Origin of the sequence: Caloranaerobacter ferrireducens (genome assembly GCF_001730685.1) — a bacterium.
Classification (GTDB): Bacteria; Bacillota; Clostridia; order Tissierellales; family Thermohalobacteraceae; genus Caloranaerobacter; species Caloranaerobacter ferrireducens.
In genome coordinates this window covers 1-24414 of record NZ_MDJR01000011.1, presented here as the reverse complement: position 1 = coordinate 24414, position 24414 = coordinate 1, and the positions used below count along the sequence as shown (strand labels likewise).

General features: G+C 30.7%; 23 protein-coding genes, 1 tRNA gene and 2 other annotated features. Of the genes, 22 read left to right on the top strand and 2 right to left on the bottom strand.

Features of this window, described 5'->3' with window-relative positions; all coding sequences use genetic code 11:
* Positions 1-4: 4 nt before the first annotated feature.
* The 5 genes from BFN48_RS11495 (at position 5) to disA (ending at position 6559) form a co-directional block, all read left to right on the top strand.
* Positions 5-520: a UvrB/UvrC motif-containing protein gene (locus tag BFN48_RS11495; protein ID WP_069651026.1), complete on the top strand. Its 516-nt coding sequence runs from the start codon at positions 5-7 to the stop codon at positions 518-520.
* Between the two features lie 11 nt (positions 521-531).
* Entirely contained in the window at positions 532-1557 is a 1026-nt protein-coding gene (locus BFN48_RS11490; RefSeq protein ID WP_069651025.1) for a protein arginine kinase, read from the top strand.
* A 15-nt stretch (positions 1558-1572) separates the two neighbouring features.
* Positions 1573-4005 (top strand): ATP-dependent Clp protease ATP-binding subunit, encoded by a 2433-nt coding sequence (locus BFN48_RS11485; protein ID WP_069651024.1) that lies wholly within the window; start codon positions 1573-1575, stop codon positions 4003-4005.
* A gap of 112 nt (positions 4006-4117) precedes the next feature.
* Entirely contained in the window at positions 4118-5479 is a 1362-nt protein-coding gene (radA, locus tag BFN48_RS11480) for a DNA repair protein RadA (protein WP_069651023.1), read from the top strand.
* Between the two features lie 6 nt (positions 5480-5485).
* Positions 5486-6559 (top strand): DNA integrity scanning diadenylate cyclase DisA, encoded by a 1074-nt coding sequence (gene disA, locus BFN48_RS11475; RefSeq protein ID WP_069651022.1) that lies wholly within the window; start codon positions 5486-5488, stop codon positions 6557-6559.
* Between the two features lie 34 nt (positions 6560-6593).
* On the opposite strand, the gene BFN48_RS11470 is transcribed toward disA, so the two are convergent.
* Positions 6594-6989, bottom strand: a complete 396-nt coding sequence (locus tag BFN48_RS11470) for a nucleoside triphosphate pyrophosphohydrolase family protein (RefSeq protein ID WP_054871722.1) — start codon at positions 6987-6989, stop codon at positions 6594-6596.
* Positions 6990-7226: 237 nt separating this feature from the next.
* Between BFN48_RS11470 and BFN48_RS11465 the strand changes: the two genes are divergently transcribed.
* The 7 genes from BFN48_RS11465 to BFN48_RS11430 all read left to right on the top strand — a co-directional run bounded on the left by BFN48_RS11465 (position 7227) and on the right by BFN48_RS11430 (position 14518).
* Positions 7227-7703, top strand: a complete 477-nt coding sequence (locus BFN48_RS11465; protein WP_069651021.1) for a CarD family transcriptional regulator — start codon at positions 7227-7229, stop codon at positions 7701-7703.
* 156 nt (positions 7704-7859) lie between these two features.
* Positions 7860-8954, top strand: a complete 1095-nt coding sequence (locus BFN48_RS11460; protein WP_069651036.1) for a PIN/TRAM domain-containing protein — start codon at positions 7860-7862, stop codon at positions 8952-8954.
* 430 nt (positions 8955-9384) lie between these two features.
* Complete coding sequence (ispD, locus tag BFN48_RS11450) at positions 9385-10083, top strand: 2-C-methyl-D-erythritol 4-phosphate cytidylyltransferase (protein WP_069651019.1); 699 nt, start codon at positions 9385-9387, stop codon at positions 10081-10083.
* Positions 10084-10097: 14 nt separating this feature from the next.
* A complete protein-coding gene (gene ispF, locus BFN48_RS11445; protein WP_069651018.1) occupies positions 10098-10571 on the top strand; it encodes a 2-C-methyl-D-erythritol 2,4-cyclodiphosphate synthase in 474 nt (157 codons plus the stop codon).
* A gap of 13 nt (positions 10572-10584) precedes the next feature.
* Positions 10585-11313 (top strand): ABC transporter ATP-binding protein, encoded by a 729-nt coding sequence (locus BFN48_RS11440; protein ID WP_069651017.1) that lies wholly within the window; start codon positions 10585-10587, stop codon positions 11311-11313.
* Positions 11306-12478 (top strand): ABC transporter permease, encoded by a 1173-nt coding sequence (locus BFN48_RS11435; protein ID WP_069651016.1) that lies wholly within the window; start codon positions 11306-11308, stop codon positions 12476-12478. The genes BFN48_RS11440 and BFN48_RS11435 overlap by 8 nt, the downstream gene beginning before the upstream one ends.
* A 46-nt stretch (positions 12479-12524) precedes the next feature.
* Positions 12525-12734: a binding site (T-box leader), on the top strand.
* Between the two features lie 59 nt (positions 12735-12793).
* Positions 12794-14518: a proline--tRNA ligase gene (locus tag BFN48_RS11430; protein WP_069651015.1), complete on the top strand. Its 1725-nt coding sequence runs from the start codon at positions 12794-12796 to the stop codon at positions 14516-14518.
* 284 nt (positions 14519-14802) lie between these two features.
* On the opposite strand, the gene BFN48_RS11425 is transcribed toward BFN48_RS11430, so the two are convergent.
* Positions 14803-15507: a DUF881 domain-containing protein gene (locus tag BFN48_RS11425; protein WP_069651014.1), complete on the bottom strand. Its 705-nt coding sequence runs from the start codon at positions 15505-15507 to the stop codon at positions 14803-14805.
* A gap of 321 nt (positions 15508-15828) precedes the next feature.
* Between BFN48_RS11425 and BFN48_RS11420 the strand changes: the two genes are divergently transcribed.
* The 10 genes from BFN48_RS11420 to BFN48_RS11375 all read left to right on the top strand — a co-directional run bounded on the left by BFN48_RS11420 (position 15829) and on the right by BFN48_RS11375 (position 24327).
* Positions 15829-16725: a DUF1002 domain-containing protein gene (locus BFN48_RS11420; RefSeq protein ID WP_176718876.1), complete on the top strand. Its 897-nt coding sequence runs from the start codon at positions 15829-15831 to the stop codon at positions 16723-16725.
* Positions 16726-16925: 200 nt separating this feature from the next.
* Positions 16926-18407: a glutamate--tRNA ligase gene (gltX, locus tag BFN48_RS11415; RefSeq protein WP_069651013.1), complete on the top strand. Its 1482-nt coding sequence runs from the start codon at positions 16926-16928 to the stop codon at positions 18405-18407.
* Between the two features lie 136 nt (positions 18408-18543).
* Positions 18544-18754 (top strand) — a binding site (T-box leader).
* A 46-nt stretch (positions 18755-18800) separates the two neighbouring features.
* Positions 18801-19472, top strand: coding sequence for a serine O-acetyltransferase (gene cysE / locus BFN48_RS11410; RefSeq protein WP_069651012.1), 672 nt, complete (start codon positions 18801-18803; stop codon positions 19470-19472).
* Positions 19459-20856 carry a cysteine--tRNA ligase gene (cysS, locus tag BFN48_RS11405; RefSeq protein ID WP_069651011.1) on the top strand — a complete coding sequence of 466 codons (1398 nt, stop codon included), beginning with the start codon at positions 19459-19461 and terminating at the stop codon, positions 20854-20856. Before cysE ends, cysS begins: the two co-directional genes overlap by 14 nt.
* Positions 20816-21301 (top strand): Mini-ribonuclease 3, encoded by a 486-nt coding sequence (locus BFN48_RS11400; RefSeq protein WP_278287344.1) that lies wholly within the window; start codon positions 20816-20818, stop codon positions 21299-21301. The genes cysS and BFN48_RS11400 overlap by 41 nt, the downstream gene beginning before the upstream one ends.
* A gap of 87 nt (positions 21302-21388) precedes the next feature.
* Positions 21389-22159, top strand: a complete 771-nt coding sequence (gene thyX, locus BFN48_RS11395) for an FAD-dependent thymidylate synthase (RefSeq protein ID WP_083238920.1) — start codon at positions 21389-21391, stop codon at positions 22157-22159.
* A gap of 13 nt (positions 22160-22172) precedes the next feature.
* On the top strand, positions 22173-22919 hold the full coding sequence (gene rlmB, locus BFN48_RS11390) for a 23S rRNA (guanosine(2251)-2'-O)-methyltransferase RlmB (protein ID WP_083238917.1): 747 nt from the start codon (positions 22173-22175) through the stop codon (positions 22917-22919).
* Position 22920: 1 nt separating this feature from the next.
* On the top strand, positions 22921-23445 hold the full coding sequence (locus tag BFN48_RS11385) for an NYN domain-containing protein (RefSeq protein ID WP_069651008.1): 525 nt from the start codon (positions 22921-22923) through the stop codon (positions 23443-23445).
* A gap of 85 nt (positions 23446-23530) precedes the next feature.
* Complete coding sequence (gene sigH, locus BFN48_RS11380; RefSeq protein ID WP_278287343.1) at positions 23531-24178, top strand: RNA polymerase sporulation sigma factor SigH; 648 nt, start codon at positions 23531-23533, stop codon at positions 24176-24178.
* A 73-nt stretch (positions 24179-24251) separates the two neighbouring features.
* Positions 24252-24327 (top strand) — tRNA-Thr (locus tag BFN48_RS11375).
* Positions 24328-24414: the final 87 nt, after the last annotated feature.

The window sequence follows — 24414 nt, the reverse complement described above, 5'->3', positions numbered from 1 at the left end:
TTTTATGCTTTGTGATGATTGCGGAAAAAGAGAAGCGACTATGCATTTTACAAAAATTATAAATGGCAATGTAACAGAACTTCATTTATGTGAGGAATGTGCTAAAAATCATAAGGAATTTGAATTTGATACATCTTTTTCAATACACAATTTTCTAACAGGACTTTTAGATTTAGATAATGTACAGGATAGTCCTTTTAAAATAGATTATATTACAAGTACAAAATGCGATAGATGTGGTTTAACTTATAGTAAGTTTAGACAGACAGGTAAGTTTGGATGCAGTAATTGCTACAACTCATTTAAGGAAAAACTAATACCTCTATTTAAAAGAATACATGGACATGGAAATCATATAGGAAAAGTTCCCAGAAGAGCTGGTGGCGTGATAAGGATTAAAAAAGAAATTAGTAGACTCAAGAATCAGTTAGAAATTGCAGTACGAAATGAAGAGTATGAAAAAGCAGCTCAAATAAGGGATCAAATTAGAGAGCTTCAAGCTCAAATAGATACAAAGTAGAGGTGATTAGGATGGCTAAATGGTTACAAGGAAACGATAAAACGAATGATATAGTAGTTAGTACTAGAATTAGACTGGCACGAAATATTGAAGATTTTCTGTTTCCACAAATGCTTAATACAGAAAGTGCTAATAAAGTGATAGATAGAGTAAGAAGTTCAATAATTGAAGGGAATACAATCTTATCAAGAGAATTTGATTTTTTTAGAACTAAAGATATTTCACCTTTAGAAAGACAGATTTTTGTAGAAAAACATCTTATTAGTCCTGAGTTAATTGCTAAGCCTGAAAGAAGTGCATTTTTACTGAGGAAAGATGAAAAAGTAACAGTAATGATAAATGAAGAAGACCATATAAGAATACAGGTTTTACTTCCTGGCTTAGAGCTAGAAGAAAGTTGGGATTTATGTAGTAAAATTGATGATATTATAGAAGAAAATGTAAAGTACGCTTTTGATGAAAAGTTAGGGTATTTAACTTCATGTCCAACTAATGTAGGAACTGGAATGAGAGCTTCAGTTATGCTGCATCTTCCTAGTTTAGTAATGACTGGTCATATAAATAAAGTTCTTCAGGCTGTAAATCAGATAGGTCTTACTGTAAGAGGATTATATGGTGAAGGAACTGATGCATTAGGTAATTTGTTCCAAATTTCTAATCAAACAACCTTAGGCGAAACTGAAGAGGAAATTATTGAAAAGCTGAAAAAAATTGTACTTCAGATTATTAGTCGGGAAAAAGAATCAAGGCAAAGGCTGATGAACACAAAAAGAATAGAGGTAGAAGATATAGTATATAGATCTTTAGGAATATTAAAGAATTCAAGAATAATAACATCAAAAGAATCTATGAAATTATTGTCAGATGTAAGAATGGGTATAGAAATGGGTATTATTAATGATATAGATTTAGACAAAATTAATAACTTGATGATCTTGTCACAACCAGCTAGTATTCAAAAATATTCAGGTAAAGAATTAAATGCTAAAGAAAGAGATATAAAAAGAGCTGAAATGATTAGAGAATATTTAAAATAGTAGGAGGTGTATAATATGGCTATGTTTGGAAGATTTACAGAAAGGGCACAAAAAGTAATTTTATTTGCTCAGGAAGAAGCCAAACAGCTTAAACATAATTATGTAGGTACAGAACATTTACTACTTGGATTGATAAAAGAAGGAGAAGGGATAGCAGCTAGGGTACTCACAAACCTTGGTGTTGATTTAGATAAAGTAAGACAGAAAATAATTAATTTAATCGGATATGGAAATGAAGAAGGTGAATTACTAGGATTTACTCCTAGAACAAAAAGAGTTTTTGAATTAAGTCTTATGGAAGCTAAAAGTTTGGGACATAACTATATAGGAACAGAGCACATATTATTAGGACTAATTAAAGAAGGTGAAGGGGTAGCAGCTACTATATTAAAGGAAGTAGGAATAGATTTATCAAAAGCTAGAGAAGAAATACTCAGTATGCTAGATAATTCATTTAATAGACATGGGCAAAAAGCAAATCATAGAGGGAATGTAAAGACACCTACTTTAGATAAGTATGGTAGAGATTTAACTAAATTAGCGCAGGAAGAAAAGCTTGATCCAGTTATTGGTCGTGATAAAGAAATAGAAAGAGTTATACAAGTATTAAGTAGAAGAACTAAAAATAATCCATGCCTAATTGGAGAGCCTGGAGTAGGAAAAACAGCTATAGTAGAAGGATTAGCACAGAAGATAGTTGAAGGTAATGTCCCAGAAATATTAAAAAATAAGAAAGTTGTAACTTTAGATTTGGCATCAATGGTTGCAGGAGCTAAATATAGAGGAGAGTTTGAAGATAGACTAAAAAAAGTAATGGAAGAGATAAGAAAATCAGGAGACATAATTCTGTTTATAGATGAAATGCATACAATTATTGGAGCTGGAGCTGCTGAAGGTGCAATAGATGCATCTAATATTTTAAAACCAGCTTTAGCTAGAGGTGAATTACAAGCTATAGGAGCAACTACTTTAGATGAATATAGAAAACATATTGAAAAGGACCCTGCTTTAGAGAGAAGATTTCAGCCTATTATAGTAGAAGAACCGACAATTGAGAATACAATTAAGATTCTTGAAGGTTTAAGAGATAAATATGAAGCTCATCATAGAGTAAAGATAACAGATGAAGCTATAAAAGCGGCTGCAGAACTATCTAGCCGATATATTACAGATAGATTTTTACCAGATAAAGCAATCGATTTAATAGACGAAGCGGCTTCAAGAGTTAGATTACAGTCTATTACTGCACCACCAGATTTAAATGAGCTTGAAAAGAAGCTAGAAGAATTATATCAAGAAAAGGAAGAAGCAATAAGTACTCAAAACTTTGAGAAAGCTGCAAAATTAAGAGATGAAGAAAAGAAAATAAAAGAAGAATTAGAAAGAAGAAAAGAAGAATGGAGACATGAAAAACAATCAAAATCAACAGAAGTAGGATATGAAGAAATAGCACAGGTAGTTTCAAGTTGGACTGGAATACCAGTTAAAAAGCTAGCTGAAGAAGAGTCTGAAAGATTGCTTAAAATGGAGGAAATATTACATCAAAGAGTAGTAGGTCAGGAGCAAGCTGTTAAAGCTGTATCTAATGCAATAAGAAGAGCTAGAGTAGGTCTTAAAGATCCTAATAGACCAATAGGTTCATTTATATTCTTAGGACCTACAGGTGTTGGAAAAACAGAGTTATCAAAAGCATTGGCTGAAGCTTTGTTTGGTGATGAAAATGCAATGATTAGAGTCGATATGTCTGAATATATGGAAAAACATTCTGTATCAAAGATAGTAGGTTCACCTCCAGGATATGTAGGATATGAAGAAGGAGGTCAGCTAACTGAAAAAGTAAGAAGAAAACCTTATTCAGTAATATTATTTGATGAGATTGAAAAAGCTCATCCAGATGTATTTAACATTCTATTGCAGCTTTTAGATGATGGTAGATTAACCGATGCAAAAGGTAGGGTAGTAGATTTTAAGAACACTGTTATTATAATGACTTCAAATGTTGGAGCGAGCACAATTAAAAAACAGAAGACTTTAGGATTTGCAGCACAAAAAGATCAAGAAAAAGAAGAGTACGAGAAAATGAAAGAAAATATTATGGATGAGTTAAGAAGATCATTTAGACCTGAGTTTTTGAACAGAATAGATGAAGTTATTGTTTTCCACTCACTGAATGAAGAACATATTAAACAAATTGTAGATTTAATGGTTAAGGATTTGGAAAAGAGACTTAAGGCTTTAAATGTAAATATTAAAGTTACAGAAAAAGCTAAAGAATACTTGGCTAAAGAAGGTTATGACCCAACTTATGGAGCAAGACCTCTTAAGAGAAGCATAAGAAAATTGATTGAAGATAAATTATCAGAGGAGATATTAAAAGGAAATATTTCTAAAAACGATAATATTGTAGTAGATTTTGATGGTGAAAAATTGACTTTTAATAAAGAATAGGAAGGATAATTTTTTTCCTTCCTTTTTCTTTTGTTGCTAATATTTAAATAATATACTATAATTGTTTAAAAAATAGTTAATAATTAAAATGAGAGGTCTAGGAGGTTTTTTAGTGGTTAAAATAAAAACTAAATTTATTTGCCAGGAATGTGGATATGAGACTCCTAAATGGCTTGGTAAATGCCCTTCCTGTGGACAATGGAATACATTTGTTGAAGAATTTTATGAAAAAAGTTTACAAACTAAACCATTAGAACTTAGTATTACCAAAGTACAAAGATTAAAAGAAGTTGAAATAAAAAACGAAGCTAGAACTTCTACATATATAAAAGAATTTGATAGAGTATTGGGCGGAGGAATTGTAAAAGGTTCACTTATATTGGTTGGAGGCGATCCTGGAATTGGCAAATCAACTTTGTTAATACAGACAGCAAATAATATCTCACTTAAAGGGTATAAAGTATTATATGTATCAGGGGAAGAATCGGCAAAGCAAATTAAGATTAGAGCAAGCAGACTAGGGATTAGTGGAGAAGATTTATTTATATTAGCAGAAACTAATATAGAAATAATTTTAAATGTAATAAAAGATACTAAGCCGCAAGTACTTATTATAGACTCTATCCAAACAGTTTATACTCCTAATATATCTTCTGCTCCAGGAAGTGTAAGTCAAGTTAGAGAAATATCATCTATGCTTATGAAGGTTGCTAAAGAAAGAGAAATAGCTACTTTTATAGTAGGGCATGTTACTAAATCTGGTGCAATAGCTGGTCCTAGAGTTTTGGAGCATATGGTTGATACAGTTTTATATTTTGAAGGAGAGCGTCATCATACTTATAGGGTTTTAAGAGCAGTAAAAAACAGATTTGGTTCTACGAATGAGATAGGAATATTTGAAATGCGAGATTCAGGATTAGTAGAAGTAATAAATCCTTCTGAAATGCTTTTATCAGGTAGACCCATTAATGCATCAGGAAATGTTGTAGTTCCTAGTATCGAAGGAACAAGACCAATGCTTATAGAAATGCAGGCTTTAGTGAGTTATACTGCTTTTGGTATGCCAAGAAGGATTGCAACAGGAGTGGACTATAACAGAGTTATACTGATGATAGCTATTTTGGAAAAAAAGATAGGTTTAGAGTTTAATAATATGGATGCATATATTAATGTAACGGGAGGTATTCAAATAAAAGAACCAGCAGCTGATTTAGGGATAATTTGTGCACTAACGTCCAGTTTTAAGGATGTTGAGATTAATTCAAAAACTGTAGTTATGGGAGAGGTCGGATTAGCTGGTGAGTTAAGGAGTATTTCATTTATAGATAAACGGATTAATGAGGCCAGTAAGTTAGGATTTAAGACGGCAATTGTACCTGAATCGAACCTTAAGGGTTTAAATATTAAAACTGATATGAATATAATAGGAGTAAATAATATACGTGATGCGTTGGATATATGTTTAGGAGGTTAATTTGCTATGAGAGAAGAGGATATTAGGAATAATGAAATATTCGAATCGTTAAAAATATTAGCTCCAGGAACGCCTTTAAGAGAAGGCTTAGAGAATATAGTTAGAGCTAAAACAGGAGCATTAATAGTAGTAGGAGATAGTGATGAAGTTTTGAGTATAGTAGATGGCGGCTTTAATATAAATAGTGATTTTACGCCTGCTCATCTATATGAGTTAGCTAAAATGGACGGGGCAATTATTATCAGTCATGATATAAAAAAAATACTTTATGCAAATGCGCAGTTAATGCCAGACCCATTTATAGCTTCAAAAGAGACAGGAATAAGACATAGAACAGCAGAAAGAGTTGCTAAACAGACTAACCAATTAGTTATTTCTATATCGCAGAGGAGAAATATTATTACTTTATATAAAGGCAACTATAAATATGTATTAAAGGATGTAAGTGAAATACTGTCTAAAGCTAATCAAGCTATTCAAACTTTAGAAAAGTATAAGTCAGTATTAGACCAGACTTTGGCTAATTTGAGTGCACTTGAGTTTGAGAATTTGGTAACAGTATATGACGTAGCTATAGTACTTCAAAGAACAGAAATGGTAATGAGAATTGTTAAAGAGATTGATAAGTATATATTAGAACTAGGAAACGAAGGTAGATTGATAAGTATGCAATTAGAAGAGTTAACGGGAGATGTTGAAGAAGATGGTATAAATATAATAAAAGATTATATAGTTGAGGGATTAGACTTTGAAGAAGTAAAAAAATCTATAAGTAATCTGACTTCAGAAGACCTATTAGATTTAACTAATATTGCTAAGATACTTGGATATGATGGAGGTATTAATTCCTTAGACATAAATATATTTCCTAAGGGATACAGGATTTTGAGTAAAATTCCTCGCCTTCCTTATAATGTGTTAGAAAATGTAATAGAGATGTTCGGTTCTTTTCAAGAAATACTTAGAGCTTCAATTTCAGATTTAGATAAAGTAGAGGGTATAGGAGAGGTAAGAGCTAGAGCTATTAAGGAAGGATTAAGAAGAGTGCAAGAGCAATCACTTTTAGATAGACATATTTAGAAAGGCTAACAGCACAGCTGTTAGCCTTTAAATTTTATCTTAGAGTATATATACCTAAAGCGTCTAATTTTTTATATTCCTTAATTATTAGATCATAAAAGTTTAGATCTAATGAATTACATAAAGCTGCAATGTAAAACAGATGTTTACCCAGTTCTTCTTCAATCTTTTCTCTACAAGAGTCACACATTTTCCCTTCTAAATGACTACTTATAGTATTTTTTGCTTTTTCTAAACTTTCGTGACTGTATTCTTGTTTTTTAGCATTTATAGAGATACATCCACAAGAAGTTACAGATTTAATTAGAGCACGGTTAATTCTTGCATTGGATTCTTCTAATTTTGTAATAATATCTAATATACTTTTGTGTCTAATTAGAACTTCTGAAACTATGTCTTGAAACTCATCACACAACAAGTCGTTTGGCATGTAATCACCTCAATTACTGTATTATCTTTAACTTAATTATACTTATAAAAATAATAGTTTGTCAATTGGTTTAAGTCATAATATAAAGAAAATTCGGAAAATTAAACAAAAAATTTGAATAAGAACTTAGTTGACAACTATTTCTTGCATATGGTAAAATATTAAATTTGACAATCAAAAAGGTGTATTGTATACTATAATTAGAATGTAATGTATAATTTTGGGAGGTCATGTATAATGTTTGGTATTGGCGATAAAATAGTTTATCCCATGCATGGTGCTGGTGTTATAGAGGCAATTGAGGAAAAAGAAATTTTAGGTAAAAAAAGAAAATATTATGTTATGAAAATGCCAATGGGTGATATGAAAGTTATGGTTCCTGTAGATAATGTAGATGAAATCGGGATTAGAGAAGTAATTGATAGTGAGGAAGTTGAACAAGTTTTAGCTGTGTTAGCTGACGATAGAACTAAAATGCCTCAAAATTGGAATAGAAGATACAGAATAAATATGGATAAGATAAAAAGTGGTAATATATATGAAATTGCTAGTGTAGTTAGAAATCTTATGATAAGAGAAAGAGAGAAAGGATTATCTACAGGAGAAAGAAAAATGTTAAGTAATGCAAAACAAATATTAATAAGTGAAATAGTATTAGCTAAAGATATTTGTGAGGTAGAGGCTGAAGAATTAGTTGAAAAAGTTGTAAAATAGCGTCTTAAAGACGCTTATTTCTATGAATGCCAATCTGGAAACAATTAAGGAACATGGAATTTATTGAGATTTTTTTAAATTTCTGTTGAAATGTATGTAACCAAGTTATAGAATATTCATAAATGGAGATAAATAAGAATAGGAGGTGATATGTTTATGGTTCAGAAAATTATAAGAGTAGTATTAACGATTTTTAGTATGTTTTTGGGTTATGGAATAGTTAGTCTATTATATTCAGTTGGAATTCTTAATTTTATAGATGGTAATTTAAGGTTGTATGTTTATATTTCAACATCATTAATATTTGGAATTATATTTCATATTGCTTTTCCTAAACTTCTTTTTGCAGCAAGAAATATTGCAAATAGTGTTGAAGGGGAACTTCAGCAAGTTCCAGCGACAGATATAGTATTAGGTTCTATTGGTCTTATAGTTGGATTGATTATTGCTTATTTGAGCAGTCAGCCTTTTTTTAATTTAGGTATTCCTTATTTGGGAGTAGTAATTTCTATATTATTATATTTATTGTTTGGATATCTTGGAATAATAGTTCCAACAAAGAAGAGAGAAGATTTTTTTAGCATTCTAAATGTTTTCAAAAGAACAGGTAGTAAAGATAAAGCATTTAAAGGAACTAAAGTTCAGCCTAAAATATTAGATACTAGTGTAATAATTGATGGAAGGATAGCTGATATATGTAAAACTGGATTTATTGAAGGTCCTTTAGTGATTCCAGAGTTTGTTTTAGAAGAATTAAGGCATATAGCAGATTCTTCAGATGGACTTAAAAGAAATAGAGGTAGAAGGGGTCTTGATATTCTAAATAAAATACAAAAAGAAATTGATATAGAAGTTATAATTTATGATAAAGATTTTGAGGATATTAATGAGGTTGACAGTAAATTATTAAAATTAGCTCAAATACTTAAAGGGAAGGTAGTTACTAATGACTTTAATTTAAATAAAGTTGCAGAGTTTCAAGGTGTTGATGTATTAAATATTAATGAGCTTGCAAATGCAGTAAAACCAGTAGTGCTTCCTGGAGAGGAAATGGTAGTTCAAGTAATAAAAGATGGAAAAGAGTCAGGACAAGGAGTAGCATATTTGGATGATGGAACTATGATTGTTGTAGATGGCGGTAAAAAGCATATAGGCGAGACTATTGGTGTTATGGTTACAAGTGTTTTACAAACTGCAGCTGGAAGAATGATATTTGCAAAGCCAAAATCAATGGTAGATAAAGCTGTTTAGTATTGATTATTTAAGCCCGACTTTAGTCGGGCTTTGTTTATACAAATACACTATCTACTCAATTTCTTTAAATAATAATTATGATTTAAAACTGTAAATGGCAAGTTAGGAGGGAAAAATGAATACAATATATTTTTTCTTATATGTTTTTTTAGTATCAACTATATTTTTGATATTATCCTTTTATATAATTTTAAAATTGTTACAAAGAAACGTAAACAAAATTCAATTTTTATCCGCTGTTAAATGGTTGATTGCTAGTTCGTTTATTATAGCAACAGTAGAGCTTATAAGGAGGATTATTACAAGTCATTAATGATAACAGAATTTTGATTTTATTGGGAATACACGTTTGACAATTTGTGGGAAATAAATTATAATTCAAAATAATGTTTTCTGTCCTTTAACAAACTAAAAGCGAGGTGTCATAATGAGTTATTTAGGCAAATATATTTCTGTTATAGTACCAGCAGCAGGTATGGGCAAAAGAATGAACAGTAAAATTAACAAACAGTTTATAAAGATAAAAGATGTTCCTGTATTAGCTCGTACTTTGATACAGTTTAATAACTGTGATTATATAGATGAAATCATAGTAGTTACTAGGTATGACGAAATTGATTTTTGCAAAAAAGAAGTTATTGAAAAATATGAATTATATAAAGTCAAAAACGTAATTCAAGGGGGGAGAGAACGACAGGATTCTGTGTATAATGGTCTTAAGGGAGTGAATAAAAAGAGTGATATTGTTTTAATACATGATGGAGCAAGACCATTTATTAAAAGAGAGATTATAGAAGAAAATATAAAATTTGCACTTGAATATGGGGCTTGTGTAACAGGAGTTCCGGTAAAGGATACTATCAAGAAAGTTGATTTAAATGGCGAAGTAGTAGATACGCCAAATAGAAAAGAATTATGGGCAATTCAAACTCCTCAAACATTTAGATATGATTTGATACTTAAAGCATATGAAAAAGCTCAATCAGACACTTTTCTAGGCACAGATGACAGTATGTTAGTAGAGAGAATAGGACACAAAGTTAAAATTGTTATGGGTGATTACAGTAATATTAAAATAACGACTCCTGAAGATTTAATAATAGCAGAGGCTATAGTTAATAGATAAAGGAGGATATAAATATGAGAATAGGAATAGGTTATGATGTACATAGATTAGTGGAAGGAAGGAAGCTAATTTTAGGTGGAGTTCAGATAAAATATGATAGAGGTTTATTAGGGCATTCTGATGCTGATGTGCTTGTGCATGCTATTATGGACAGTATGCTTGGAGCTTTGGCGCTAGGAGATATAGGTAAGCATTTTCCAGATAATGATATTAAATATAAAGGTATTTCAAGTATGGAATTATTACGTAAAGTTAATGAATTGATAAATAGTAGGGGTTATAAAGTGAATAATATAGACAGTATTATTGTTGCACAAGAACCTAAAATAGCTCCATATATAGAGGAAATGAGAAACAATATATCGAATATACTTAATATACCAGTAGATGATATCAGTATAAAGGCTACAACTACTGAAAGGCTTGGCTTTGAGGGGAGAAAAGAAGGAATTTCAGCACATTCTGTTTGTACTTTGTGTAAAAAGTAATGGGGGGATATGATTGATAGAAATTCTGAACTTAGGAAAGAAATTTAAAGAGGTTGAAGCTGTAAAAGGTATATCTTTTAATGTGAGTAAGGGAGAAGTTTTTGGGTTACTAGGTGAAAATGGAGCAGGTAAAACTACTACATTAAGGTTATTAGCGACAATACTTAAACCGACCTTTGGTACAGCTAGATTAAATGGTTATGATATTATTAATGACCCAGAAGGTGCAAGAGGGCAGATAGGAATACTTTTTGGCGGAGAAACAGGACTTTATGATAGATTGACAGCTAGGGAAAATATAGAATATTTTGGATTGCTTAATGGTATGGACAAAAGAGAAATTGAAAAAAGAGTTGAGTTTTTAGCAAAAAAGCTTGGGATGGAAGAATATATTGACAGAAGAGTAGGTAAATTTTCAAAAGGGATGAAACAGAAAGTGGCAATTGCTAGAAGTATAGTACATGATCCTGATATAATGCTTTTTGATGAACCTACAGCTGGTTTAGATGTAACTGCTGTTAATATGGTACACGAGTTTATAATGGACTTAAAGCAACAAGGGAAAACCATTATTTTTTCCAGTCATTCAATGAAAGAAGTTGAAAAACTTTGTGATACAGTAGGTATAATTCATAAGGGTAAGATGGTGGAGATATCGTCATTAGCTTCATTAGCACGAAAATACAATAATATGGATCTAGAGGATATTTTTATTAAGTTAGTGGGGGATAACGATGTTTAAGTATATTTGGATAGTATTTAAAAAAGAAATAAAGGATACATTTAGAGATAGAAAGACTATATTTACTAGTATTATAATACCAATATTGATATTTCCTATTTTGAGTTTAGCATTAGGAAGTGGAGTTTCTGATATTATAGAGGAGGACACAAAACCAATTAATATAGCAGTTATTTCAGAGAATAATAATGGACTTTTGAAATACTTAACTATACATGAAGGGATAAATATTGTAAATACAGATGAACCTGAAAAATCTCTGGAAAAACTTGAGGTTAAGGCTATAGTAAAGATTGATAAATATTTTGATGAAAAAGTAAATAATGATGAATTTGGTACAGTTGAAATAATTTATGATGAATCTAGTCAAAAATCTTCAATGGCGTATCCTAGATTGAAATCAATAATTAATGATTATTCTCAAATTATTGTATCTAAAAGATTAAAAGAATTGGGAACTGATAATAATATACTTAAGGTGGTTGATATTAAAGCTATATCGATAGCTAAAGAAGGCGGATTTGGCATTATTATGTTTTCTATGATGCTTCCGATGTTTCTTACTATATGGTCAGCAGTTGGTGGAATACCAGCAGCTACTGATTTAGGTGCAGGAGAAAAGGAAAGACAGACACTTGAGCCTCTTTTAACGACTAGAATAAACAGAACTTCATTATTGATAGGTAAATATTTTACAGTTGTTGTTGCTGGAATTATAGCTACTTTAGCATCTTTGACAGGTTTTATTATAGCAACGAGATTGAATTCAGATTTATTTGGGACTATAAGCAACCTTCCTATAAATACAATTTTAATTATTGGGTTATTCTGTATAGGGTTAACTTTAACTTTTAGCAGTTTAGAATTGGCAGTAAGTTTTTATGCAAGAAACTTTAAAGAGGCTCAGACATATTTGACGCCAATAACAATTATAATGCTTATACCAACTTATTTGACAATGTATTTAGATGGAAAAGCAATACCAAAAGTTTATTTTAATATTCCAATAATTAATGTAATTTCAATTATTAAAGAGGCGTTAGTTTCCATCTATAATCCAGTGCATATAGGTATAGTTTTAATTTGGATGATAATCTATATAGCTGTAGCGTTAACAGTGACAGTAAAATTGTTTAATAAAGAAACGGTAATTTTTAGAAACTAATTGACAAATATTAAGATTTTTAGTATTATAATTTTCAAAATCAATAGTATTAGCGAAGAGGGGAAATAGTAGATAATCAAGGTCTACAGAGAGGAAATCCTTGGCTGAAAGATTTCTGACCCACTGTTTATCGAACCCGTCCCTGAGCTTCTAGACTGAAATTAGTAGGTCTAGACGGTTAATACCGTTAGCTATTAAGAGAGGGCTAGTCATCTGGCCAATTAGGGTGGTAACGCGGAGAACCTTCGTCCCTAGGATTATAGGGGTGAGGGTTTTTTTGATTTAGAAAAAAATAAGAAGAAAGGAGTAGATATTATGAGAATGTCAAGAATGTATATGCCAACACTTAGAGAAGTACCTTCAGAAGCAGAAATTCCAAGTCATCAGCTTTTGTTAAGAGCAGGTATGATAAGAAAATTAGTTTCAGGGGTATATTCTTTCTTGCCTCTTGGATACAGAGTAATGAGAAAAATTGAGCAAATAATAAGAGAAGAGATGGACGCGGCAGGGTCACAAGAAGTGCTTATGTCAGCTATACAGCCAGCTGAAATATGGCAGGAAAGTGGACGTTGGTATGAATTTGGCCCAGAAATGTTTAGACTTAAAGATAGACATGAAAGAGAGTTTTGTTTAGGACCTACACATGAAGAGTATTTTACAGATCTTATAAGAAACGAGTTAAAGTCATATAAGCAATTGCCTTTAAATATTTATCAGATACAAACTAAATATAGAGATGAAAAAAGACCTAGATTTGGCTTAATGAGAAGTAGAGAATTTTTAATGAAAGATGCTTATAGTTTTGATAAAGACGAAGAGGGTATGAAAAAATCTTATGAAATAATGTGGAAAGCTTATGAAAAGATATTTACTAGATGTGGACTAAAGTTTAAAGTAGTTGAAGGTGATTCAGGTGCAATGGGAGGAAGTGATTCCCATGAATTTATGGCTATGTCTGATGTTGGAGAAAGTCAAATAGCTTATTGTGAAAAATGTGATTATGCTGCAACAGATGAGAAGGCACAATGTATATACAATTTAAATGGAAATGAAAGTACTGAATTAGAAATTGAAAAAGTTCATACTCCAGGGATCAAGACTATTGAGCAGCTAGTAGAATTTTTTAATATTCCAGCAGACAAATTCGTAAAAACATTAATTTATAAAGTAAAGGATGAAATAGTAGCAGTATTAGTACCAGGTAACAGAGAGGTTAATGAAGTTAAATTATGTAACTTATTTGGTGTAAGAGAACATGAATTAGAGATGGCAAATGAAGAAATAGTTAAGGAAGTTACGGGAGCTGAGGTAGGTTTTGCAGGTCCTATTGGAATAAGTGAAAAAGCTAAGTTGATAGTAGATTCTAGAGTAGCTAAAATGAAAAACTTTATAGTAGGAGCTAATGAAACAGACTATCACATTAAGAATGTAAACTATGGCAGAGATTTTGAAGGGGAAATAGTTGAAGACTTATTATTGGTTGAAGAAGGAGATTTATGTCCAAAATGTGGAGAATCATTGAAGATAGCTAGAGGAATAGAAGTAGGTAATATATTCCAATTAGGGACTAAGTATAGTAAAAGCTTAAATGCTACATTCTTAGATGAGAATGGCAAAGAGAGACATTTTGTTATGGGGTCATATGGTGTTGGTGTTTCAAGAACAATGGCTGCGATAATTGAGCAAAATCATGATGAAAAAGGTATAATATGGCCTTTATCAGTGGCACCATATCATGTAATAATAACCATAGTTAGTACTAAGAAAGAGGAACAAGTAAACCTAGGAGAAAAGTTATATAAAGAATTAATGGATAAAGGAATTGAAGTATTATTAGATGATAGAAATGAAAGACCAGGAGTTAAGTTTAATGATGCTGATTTAATTGGTATACCTATAAGAATAACAGTAGGAAGAAAGGCAAGTGAAAACATAGTAGAATTTGTATTAAGAGGTACAGGTGAAAAAACAGAAATTTCATCAGATGAAGTTTATGAAAGAATAAAAGCTGAATTTGAAAGACAAGGATTAAAGATATAATTTAAGGCGGTCATTGACCGCCTTAAAAATTACGGATGAACAATGGATCTTATTTTATCCCTTTCAATTTCAATTATTTGATACATATTGAGTTTTAAGTTTCTTTTTAACTTAGTATTGTTGAATAAGTTCTTTAAAAATGAAAACATCGCCATCACCTTCCATCTTAACTTATAGCCTCAATATATCTATGCATAAATTTTTATATAGTTGAACTTTATTAAGAAAATTTAAATAAATTAAGGGACAGCAAATTTTTAGCTGTCCTTTATCATGTAATAAACTTATTGCTTAATTGGTTTTGCGTATTTAAAATCTAAAACTTTTTTATATTTAGGAATGAAAATATCTTGTTGTTTTTTTAACTGTATATCAAAGTCTGAGGTATAAATTGTAAAATTAATAACTTCTTCGAGCAAATCAGGATTTCCAATAGCTTTAATTGTTAAGGGAGTATTAACAGAAACTCCATTTATTTCAATGTGTAGACCTGCTAGTACAATCTCTGTACGATTTGTATACCTTAGCTCATTTATAGAGATAGCTTCTGCATTTACGGATTTAAGGTTATTGATTAAATTTAATAATAATTTCAATTTTTTCGCATACAATTCATTAGTATCAAAATAGTCAAAATCATTATTTAAATCATTAATTTCTATTATAATTCCAGGTCCATATACATCTTTACAACCACTTAACATTTTATATGTTTCTACTTCATTAAGTAGTTTATTTATATCTTTGCTTTCTGAAGCTTTTTGTTTTTCATATTTATTAGCAATATCGTTTAATTTATTCAATCTTTTTTCTAGTGTTGTTTTTTCTTTTTGAATTTTTCTTATGTCTAAAATTAATTGCTGATTTTTTTTATCGTAAGGAATGTTTGTTATGGAAGTTCTACTAGTAGCTTTGAGTTGAATAGCAAGTAAAATTCCTAATATAATACTTGCTAGTATTATGTATATATTGGTTTTGAGAATTTTCATGCAAAATCACCCATTTTAACACGCATAATAGAAACTAAAACCATTATAACATAAAATTACCATTATGTTTATATTCAAAAATGCGACTTTGTCGCATTTTTTGTATATGAGAATCTTTTTTGCAAAGAATAATCTTAAAGCTTTAATTTAAGTAAATCAGGAGGGTTTTATGGATAAAAAAGATAATCGAAGTAAATTTAATGTTGGAAGATTCAGCTTTTTATCAGTTGGTTGGTGGATAGTACATATATTGTTATTGATTCTTGTATTTTTCCTTTTGACGAGAATAATTTAGAAATCCTATATTGGAGGGTATTGTTTATGATTATAAAAAGGTTTATTGTAATAGTTTTATTTCTTGTGTTTATTAGCTCTGCTGCACATACTCAAGATTTTGATGTTGTTGTTAGTATAGGTGAAGATTTGACAGAGAAGCAAAAAAATGAGATTTTAGAGTTATTTAATGTTAAAGATAATGTTAAGATAATTAAAGTTACAAATAGTGAAGAGAGAAAATATTTGGGTAAATATATAGATGAAAAACTAATTGGAACTAAAGCTATTTCATCTGCTTACGTTAAGAAATTAAGTAATAATGAGGGTATTAGCGTTGAAACTTACAATATAACATGGGTTTCTAAGGAAATGTATATGAATGCTTTAGTTACGGCTGGTATCAAAGATGCAAAAGTTAAAGTAGCAGCACCTTATGAAGTATCTGGTACAGCAGCATTAACTGGTATTATTAAGGCTTTTGAAAATGCAACAGGTAATAAAATAGGAGAAAGAGAAAAAGAAGTAGCTAATGAAGAAATAGCTAAAACTGGAGAACTTGGACAGAAAATAGGGAAAAAACAAGCTAGTCAGCTCATTAAAGAGATTAAAGAAGAGGTTGTTGCTAAAGACTTAAAAGAAGAGGATAAAATAAGGAAAATAGTTATAAAGGTTTCAAATGAATTAAACATAAAACTTGAAAAAGAAGAGATTGATGAGATAGTTAAACTTATGAAGGATATATCAGAGTTAAACCTTAACCTAAAAGAAATAAAAAAGCAGCTTAAAGGTATATCTGATAAACTTAATGAACTTTCTAAGGAGAATCAGGAAATAAAATCACTTTTAGAAAGGATATTAGAGTTTTTGAGGAAACTTTTTAGTGATATCTTAACAAAATTAAATAACATACTTCAGCCTGTAAACAAAATAAAATATTTATGAAAATAACGCTCATGCGAAAGAATTTAGAAAAAATTCTTTCAAGCATTTGCTTTTATTTTCATGTACTTTTTAAAAGATTAATTTTGTTCTAAGCTAATAATATACTTAACATTATATTAATAGTAGAATAATCTTGATAGGGTAGAAGATGTAGTATATAATATACAGATATAGAAGAAAAGGTATTAGGAGGTAGTCGGATGGCAGAAGTAAGGGTTAGATTTGCACCGAGTCCTACAGGTTATTTGCATATTGGTAATTTAAGAACTGCATTATATGATTACCTTTTTGCTAAAAATCAAGGCGGAAAGTATATATTAAGGATAGAAGATACAGATAGGACTAGATATGTTGAAGGTGCAATTGAAAATTTGATTGAATCTTTATTATGGGTTGGAGTTGAACATGATGAAGGTGTTTTTATAGAAAACGGAAAACTTGTACAAAAAGGTGAGTATGGTCCTTATATACAGTCTGAAAGATTGGATATTTATAAAAAATATGTAGATGAGCTTATTGAGAAGGGACATGCATATTATTGTTTCTGTTCTAAAGAGAGACTTGATAAGATTAGAGAAGAGCAAAAATCTAAAGGGCTTACTCCAAGGTATGATGGTCATTGTAGAAGTATAACTTTAGAAGAAGCTAAAAAGAGAATAGAAGCTGGCGAAGAATATACAGTAAGATTAAAATTACCAGCAAATAAGGATATTAAGTTTAAAGATTTGGTTAGAGGAGAAATAACTATAAATACTAATGATTTAGACGATCAGGTATTACTTAAATCAGATGGGTTTCCAACTTATCATTTAGCTGTTGTAGTAGATGACCATCTTATGAAAATCACTCATATAGTAAGGGGTGAAGAATGGCTTTCTTCAACTCCAAAACACGTTTATTTATATGAAGTTTTTGGTTGGGAGCAACCTGTTTATGTACACCTTCCAACAGTATTAAATAAGAATAAAAAGAAGTTAAGTAAAAGACATGGAAATGTAGCAGTAGGAGATTTTAGAAAAAAAGGATATTTACCTGAAGCTTTAGTAAATTACTTAGCATTAGTTGGTTGGAGCCCAGAAGATAATAGAGAAATTTTAAGTATGGAAGAGCTTATTAATGAGTTTTCTTTTGATAGAGTATCAAAAACTGGTGGAGTTTTTGATATTGATAAACTAAATTGGATAAATGGTCAATATATAAGAAAAAGCGATGTAGATAGAATAACGAAACTTGCAATACCACATCTTGTTGAAGCAGGATTTATAAATGAAGATGATATAAAAAATAGATATGAATGGATTAAAATGATAGTATCAGCTCTGCAGGAAAAAATATCTTATATAAGTGAAATAGTTGATAAAGCCTATGTATTCTTTAAAGATAAAGTAGAGCCTGAAAATGAAGACGTTGTAGAAGTACTTAAGGGAGAGCAAGTTTTAAGTTTAATAGAAGCTTTTGAAGAAGAACTTAATAGTATTGATGAAATAGATGAAGAATTTGCTTCAAGTATATTTAAGAAACTTCAAAAGAAAACTGGAGCAAAGGGTAAAAATTTATATATGCCTATTAGAGCAATACTTACAGGACAGCTTCATGGACCAGATTTAGTTAAAACAATTTTGATTTTAGGTAAACAAAATATATTAAAGAGAATAGAATATGTAAAAAGAGAGATAGTGTAATTTACAAAACGAGGGACAGAGAATAGGGAACAGAGAACAGAGGACAGAATAAGATAAAATAGATTTTTGTTCATTGACAAAAAGGCTAAAGTTATTTATGATTATTTTAACAAATGGATTATAAAATTAAATATTTTAATAGGTGATGATGAGGAGAGTAGATTTACTAAACCTACAGAGAGAAATCCTTATAAGCTGAGAGGGATTTCAGGTCAATGGTAAATCGAAGTGCACCTCTGAACTATTACCTGAACGTTGAGTAGGGTAAATCGGTTGCTCCGTTACAGCTTAATGAGTTGGGGCTTAAGCCCAAACAGAGTGGAACCGCGGGATAAACCGTCTCTGTATTTAAGAGGCGGTTTTTTTATTTAAAAAAAATAGGAGTTGATTAATATGTTTAAAACTCTTAGAGAAGATATTAAAGCTGTATTTGAAAGAGACCCAGCAGTTAAGAGTTTATTAGAAGTAATTTTATGTTATCCTGGTCTTCATGCAATAATTATATATAGGATAGCACATTGGTTTTATAAAAGAAAATTATTTTTAATTGCAAGACTATTGTCTCATGTTGGTAGGTTTCTAACAGGTATAGAAATACACCCAGGTGCAAAAATAGGGAAAGGGATTTTTATTGATCATGGCATGGGTGTAGTTATTGGAGAAACTACTGAGATAGGTGATAATGTAACAATATATCAAGGAGCAACACTAGGTGGTACAGGAAAAGAAAAAGGAAAAAGACATCCAACTATAGGGAATAATGTAGTAATAAGTAGTGGTGCTAAGGTGTTGGGACCATTTAAAGTAGGAGACAATTCAAAGATTGGAGCAGGAGCTGTTGTATTAAAAGAAGTACCTCCAAATTGTACAGTTGTAGGGGTACCTGGTAGAATTGTAATTAAAGATAACAAAAAAGTTTCAGGTACGAAAAAAGAAATTGATTTAGACCAAGTTAGATTACCTGACCCAATAGCACAAGAGTTAGAATGCTTAAGAAAGAGAGTTACAGAATTAGAAAACATTATTTACAACTTGAAGGGAGGAAAAAATAATGAAACTTTATAATACTTTGACAAGAACTAAAGAGGAATTTAAACCAATAGACTCTGATAAAGTTACAATGTACGTATGTGGTCCTACGGTTTACAATTATATTCATGTAGGAAATGCAAGACCATTAGTAGTATTCGATGTATTGAGAAGATATTTTGAGTATAAAGGCTATGATGTTGATTATATCGTGAACTTTACAGACATTGATGACAAGATGATAAAAAAGGCTAATGAAGAAGGTACAACTGTTAAAGAAGTAGCTGATAGGTTTATAAATGAATATTTTATAGATGCTAAAGGACTTTTATTGAAAGAGGAGACTACAAGTCATCCTAGAGCAACTGAGTATATTTCCGATATTATTGAGTTCATTAAAGGTTTAGAAGAAAAAGGATATGCTTATAGTGTAAATGGCAATGTATATTTTGATACAACTAAAATGAAAGATTATGGTAAACTTTCAAAGAAAAATATAGATGAGCTTATTGCAGGAGCTAGAATAGAAGTAAATCAAGAGAAGAAAAATCCTACTGATTTTGCACTTTGGAAGAATGAAAAGCCAGGTGAACCTTCATGGGAGAGTCCATGGGGTAAAGGGAGGCCAGGATGGCATATTGAATGTTCTGTTATGGCAAAAAAATTGTTAGGTGATACAATAGATATTCATGCAGGTGGCGAAGATTTGCAATTTCCACATCATGAGAATGAAATAGCTCAAAGTGAGAGTTTGAATGGAAAGCCATTTGCTAACTATTGGCTTCATAATGCGATGGTAAATGTAGATGATCAAAAAATGTCTAAATCAAAGATGAATTTCTTTACAGTTAGAGAAATCGGTAAAGAATTTGATTTGGAAGTATTAAGATTTTTCATATTATCAGCTCATTACAGAAGTCCAATTAATTTCAACAAAGAACTTGTAAAGCAGGCTAAAAATGGATTAGATAGATTGTATAACGGAAAGAGAAATTTAGAGCATTTATTGGAAATGAGTAAAGATGAAGAATTACTAGATAAAGATAAAAAGACAATTGAAGATATTGACAAATTTAAAGAAAAGTTTATATCAAGTATGGAAGATGATTTGAATACTGCAGATGCTATTTCTGCATTGTTTGAATTAGTGAGATATGCAAATACTAATATTAATGCAGAAAGTCCTAAAGAAGTTGTGAAAAAAGCTTATGATACATTAATGGAGTTAAGTGGTATTTTAGGAATACTTTCAAAGAAAGAAGAAATAGTTGATGAAGAGATTATAAAGCTTATTGAGGAGAGAAACAAAGCAAGAAAAGAAAAGAACTATCAACTAGCAGATAAGATAAGAGACGAATTGAAAGAAAAAGGGATACTTCTTGAAGATACTAAAGAAGGTACAAAATGGAGGAGAATATAGTCATATGACAGATGATTATTTTAATACAATAATCTTTGGAGGAAATGGCTGGAATAAAAATAAGGTTAAAATGTTATCTCCATTACAATTAGCTTACATTGGAGATGCTATTTATGAGTTATTAATAAGAACGTATTTATTAAGTAAGAAAAATATTTCCGTAAATGAATTGCATAAAGAAGCAATTAGATATGTTAAAGCTAAGGCCCAAGCTAATATTGTTCATAATTTGCAAGATAAACTTACTGAAGAAGAGTGGTCTGTAATTAAAAGAGGGCGAAATGCTAAATCTGGTTCTGCTCCAAAAAATGCTGATTTGATTGATTATAAGTATGCAACAGGATTTGAGGCTTTGATGGGTTATTTATATCTTGTGGGGAATGATGAAAGAATACATGAGATATTTGATATGATTATTAGTATGTATGCTGAAAATGAAGGATAAGGTTAATCTAAAACCTTATCCTTAACTTTAAAGGGTATAAACATAAGTAACTAAAAATATGAAAGGAGTATCAAATTGACAACTGAATTGAAAGTAAGATTATTAAGATACACCCCTGAACCAGAAAAGTTGGTGGCATCTGCTGCTAAATTATGCTATTCACCTGTTGGGATTGAAAAGATAGAAGAAAGCTTAGATGACGATAAAATAGTAAATTTTCTTGATATGCTTATGAGTTTAGGACACGAATCTCCTGTAGAGCATGCAACATTTACTTTTGCAGTAGAAGGTGTAAGTAGAGTGCTTACGCATCAATTAGTTAGGCATAGGATAGCTTCATATTCTCAGCAATCGCAAAGATATGTTAAACTTCAGCAGTTTGAATATATTATACCTCCTTCAATAAAAGATAATGAAAAAGCTAAAAAAATGTTTATTAAAGCTATGGAAGATGATCAAAAATACTATAATCAATTAACAAAAGTTTTATATGAAGATATTTTGAATAAATTAATAAAGGACGGATATCCTGAAGCTAAAGCTAGGAAAATTGCTGAAAAAAAAGCTATTGAAGATGCTCGCTACGTTTTTCCTAATGCTTGTGAAACTAAGATTGTTTTTACGATGAATGCGAGATCGCTTTTCAACTTTTTTAAACATAGATGTTGCAATAGAGCTCAATGGGAGATTAGAAACTTGGCAATAGAGATGCTAAAATTAGTTAAAGGTGTTGCGCCTACGCTTTTTAAGTATTCGGGACCTGCTTGTCTATATGGCGATTGTCCAGAAGGTAGTATGTCATGTGGGAAAATGAAAGAGGTAAGAGAAAAATTTAAAAATCTTATACCAAAGGGTTAAGGAGTGGATAACATTGCAAAAGCAAGGTTTAATAGAAGGAAGAAATCCTGTACTAGAAGCATTAAAGTCAGATAGAAATATAGAAAAGATAATGATCGCAAAAGGTGCTGAAAAGGGTTCTGTAAAAAAGATAAAAGCAATAGCTAAGGAAAAAGGAATTGTAATACAATATGTAGATAGAAACAAGCTAGACTCTATTTCTGCTACAAATTCACATCAGGGAGTTATAGCTATAGCTTCAGCTTATGAATATAAAACGGTTGAAGATATATTAAACTATGCTGAGAATCGGAACGAAGACCCATTTATAATAATATTAGATGGAATTAAAGATCCTCATAATTTAGGAGCTATTATGAGAACTGCTGAATGTGCTGGCGTTCATGGGATTATCATACCTAAAAGAAGATCAGTTGGATTAACTCCAGTAGTCGCCAAGAGTTCCGCTGGTGCTATAGAATATTTGCCAGTAGCGAAAGTTTCTAATATTGTTTATACAATGGAGGAATTAAAAGAAAAAGGCATTTGGATATGCGGAACAGATATGGATGGGGAATCTAATTATTATGAAAAAGACTTAAGAGGCCCTTTAGCGATTGTAATAGGTAGCGAGGGAGAGGGAATGAGTCGTTTAGTTAAAGAAAAATGCGACTTTCTAGTGAAAATACCTATGAAAGGGAACGTTACATCTCTAAATGCATCTGTTGCCGCTTCTATCTTGACTTATGAAGTATTAAGACAGAGGAGCTTGGAACGTTGATATGAAGAAAAAGTATGATGAGTATTTATTTATAGATGGATATAATATTATTAATGCATGGTCTGACTTGAAAGAGCTTAAAGATGTAAGTTTAGAGGCAGCAAGAGATAAGCTTATTGAAATCATGGGAGAATATCAAGAATATGCTGGAGTGAAAGTTGTAATAGTTTTTGATGCACATTTAGTTAAAGGAAGTATGAATAAAAAAGAAATAATAAATGGAATAGAAGTTGTTTTTACTAAAGAGATGGAAACAGCAGACCATTATATAGAAAAGGTGTTAGATTCTATAGGAAGAATGAAAAGAGTCAAAGTAGCTACATCTGATTGGACTGAACAGCAAATTGTTTTAGGTAGAGGCGGTATGAGAATATCTGCAAGAGAACTTAAAGAAGAGATAAATAAGATGAAAAGAAAAATTCAAAAGAATACAGAACAAAACAAGAAGCGAGTTGATGATTTAATATTTTCTAGAATTGATAGTGAAACGCTTAAAAAGCTTGAAAAATGGAGAAAAAACATATGATCTGGCTTGACTTTAATGTTAAGGTTAATATATAATAAACCTTAGAGTTTTAAGTTTTTTTAGCATTTTCCTGGAGGCGATGCTGGTGGGTCTTAGCGTACATAAAGAATGCGATTATGATGATTATCATGATATGGTAGATGAAGAAATAGTAGAAAGTGCAAGAAATGGTGATACAGAAGCCCTAGAGTTTTTGATTAAAAAATACAAAAATTTTGTTAGGGCTAAGGCTAGATCATATTTTTTAATTGGAGCGGATAAGGAAGATATAATTCAAGAGGGAATGATTGGACTTTATAAGGCTATTCGTGATTATAAACAGGACAAGCTCACTTCTTTTAAGGCTTTTGCTGAACTGTGTATAACTAGACAGATTATTACAGCAATTAAAACTGCCACTAGACAGAAGCATATCCCTTTAAATTCTTATATTTCATTAAACAAACCTATATATGATGAAGAATCAGATAGGACTCTTCTAGATATATTATCAGGTGTAAAAATAATGGATCCAGAAGAACTGATTATTAGTAGAGAAGAATTAAAGAATATTGAAAGTAAAATAGGAGAAATTTTAAGCGATTTGGAATGGGAAGTACTTATATATTATCTTCAAGGCAAATCCTATCAAGAAATAGCTGTTGAATTAAACAGACATGTGAAGTCGATTGATAATGCTTTGCAGAGAGTAAAAAGAAAATTAGAAAGATACCTTGAAACAAAGGACTTGTAGGTTTTATGTAACGATGGGCTTTTAGTATTGACAATGAAAAATTGTAGTAGTAAAATTATTTAAGTAGTAAAATGCCCATGTAGCTCAGCAGGCAGAGCACTTGCATGGTAAGCAAGAGGTCACCGGTTCGAGCCCGGTCATGGGCTCCATCATAGTGTTTCTACATATAAGAAACACCCGGTATAGTTTTCTAGAGAAAAGAAATTAAAGGAGGAAGAGAAATGGCAAAGGCAAAA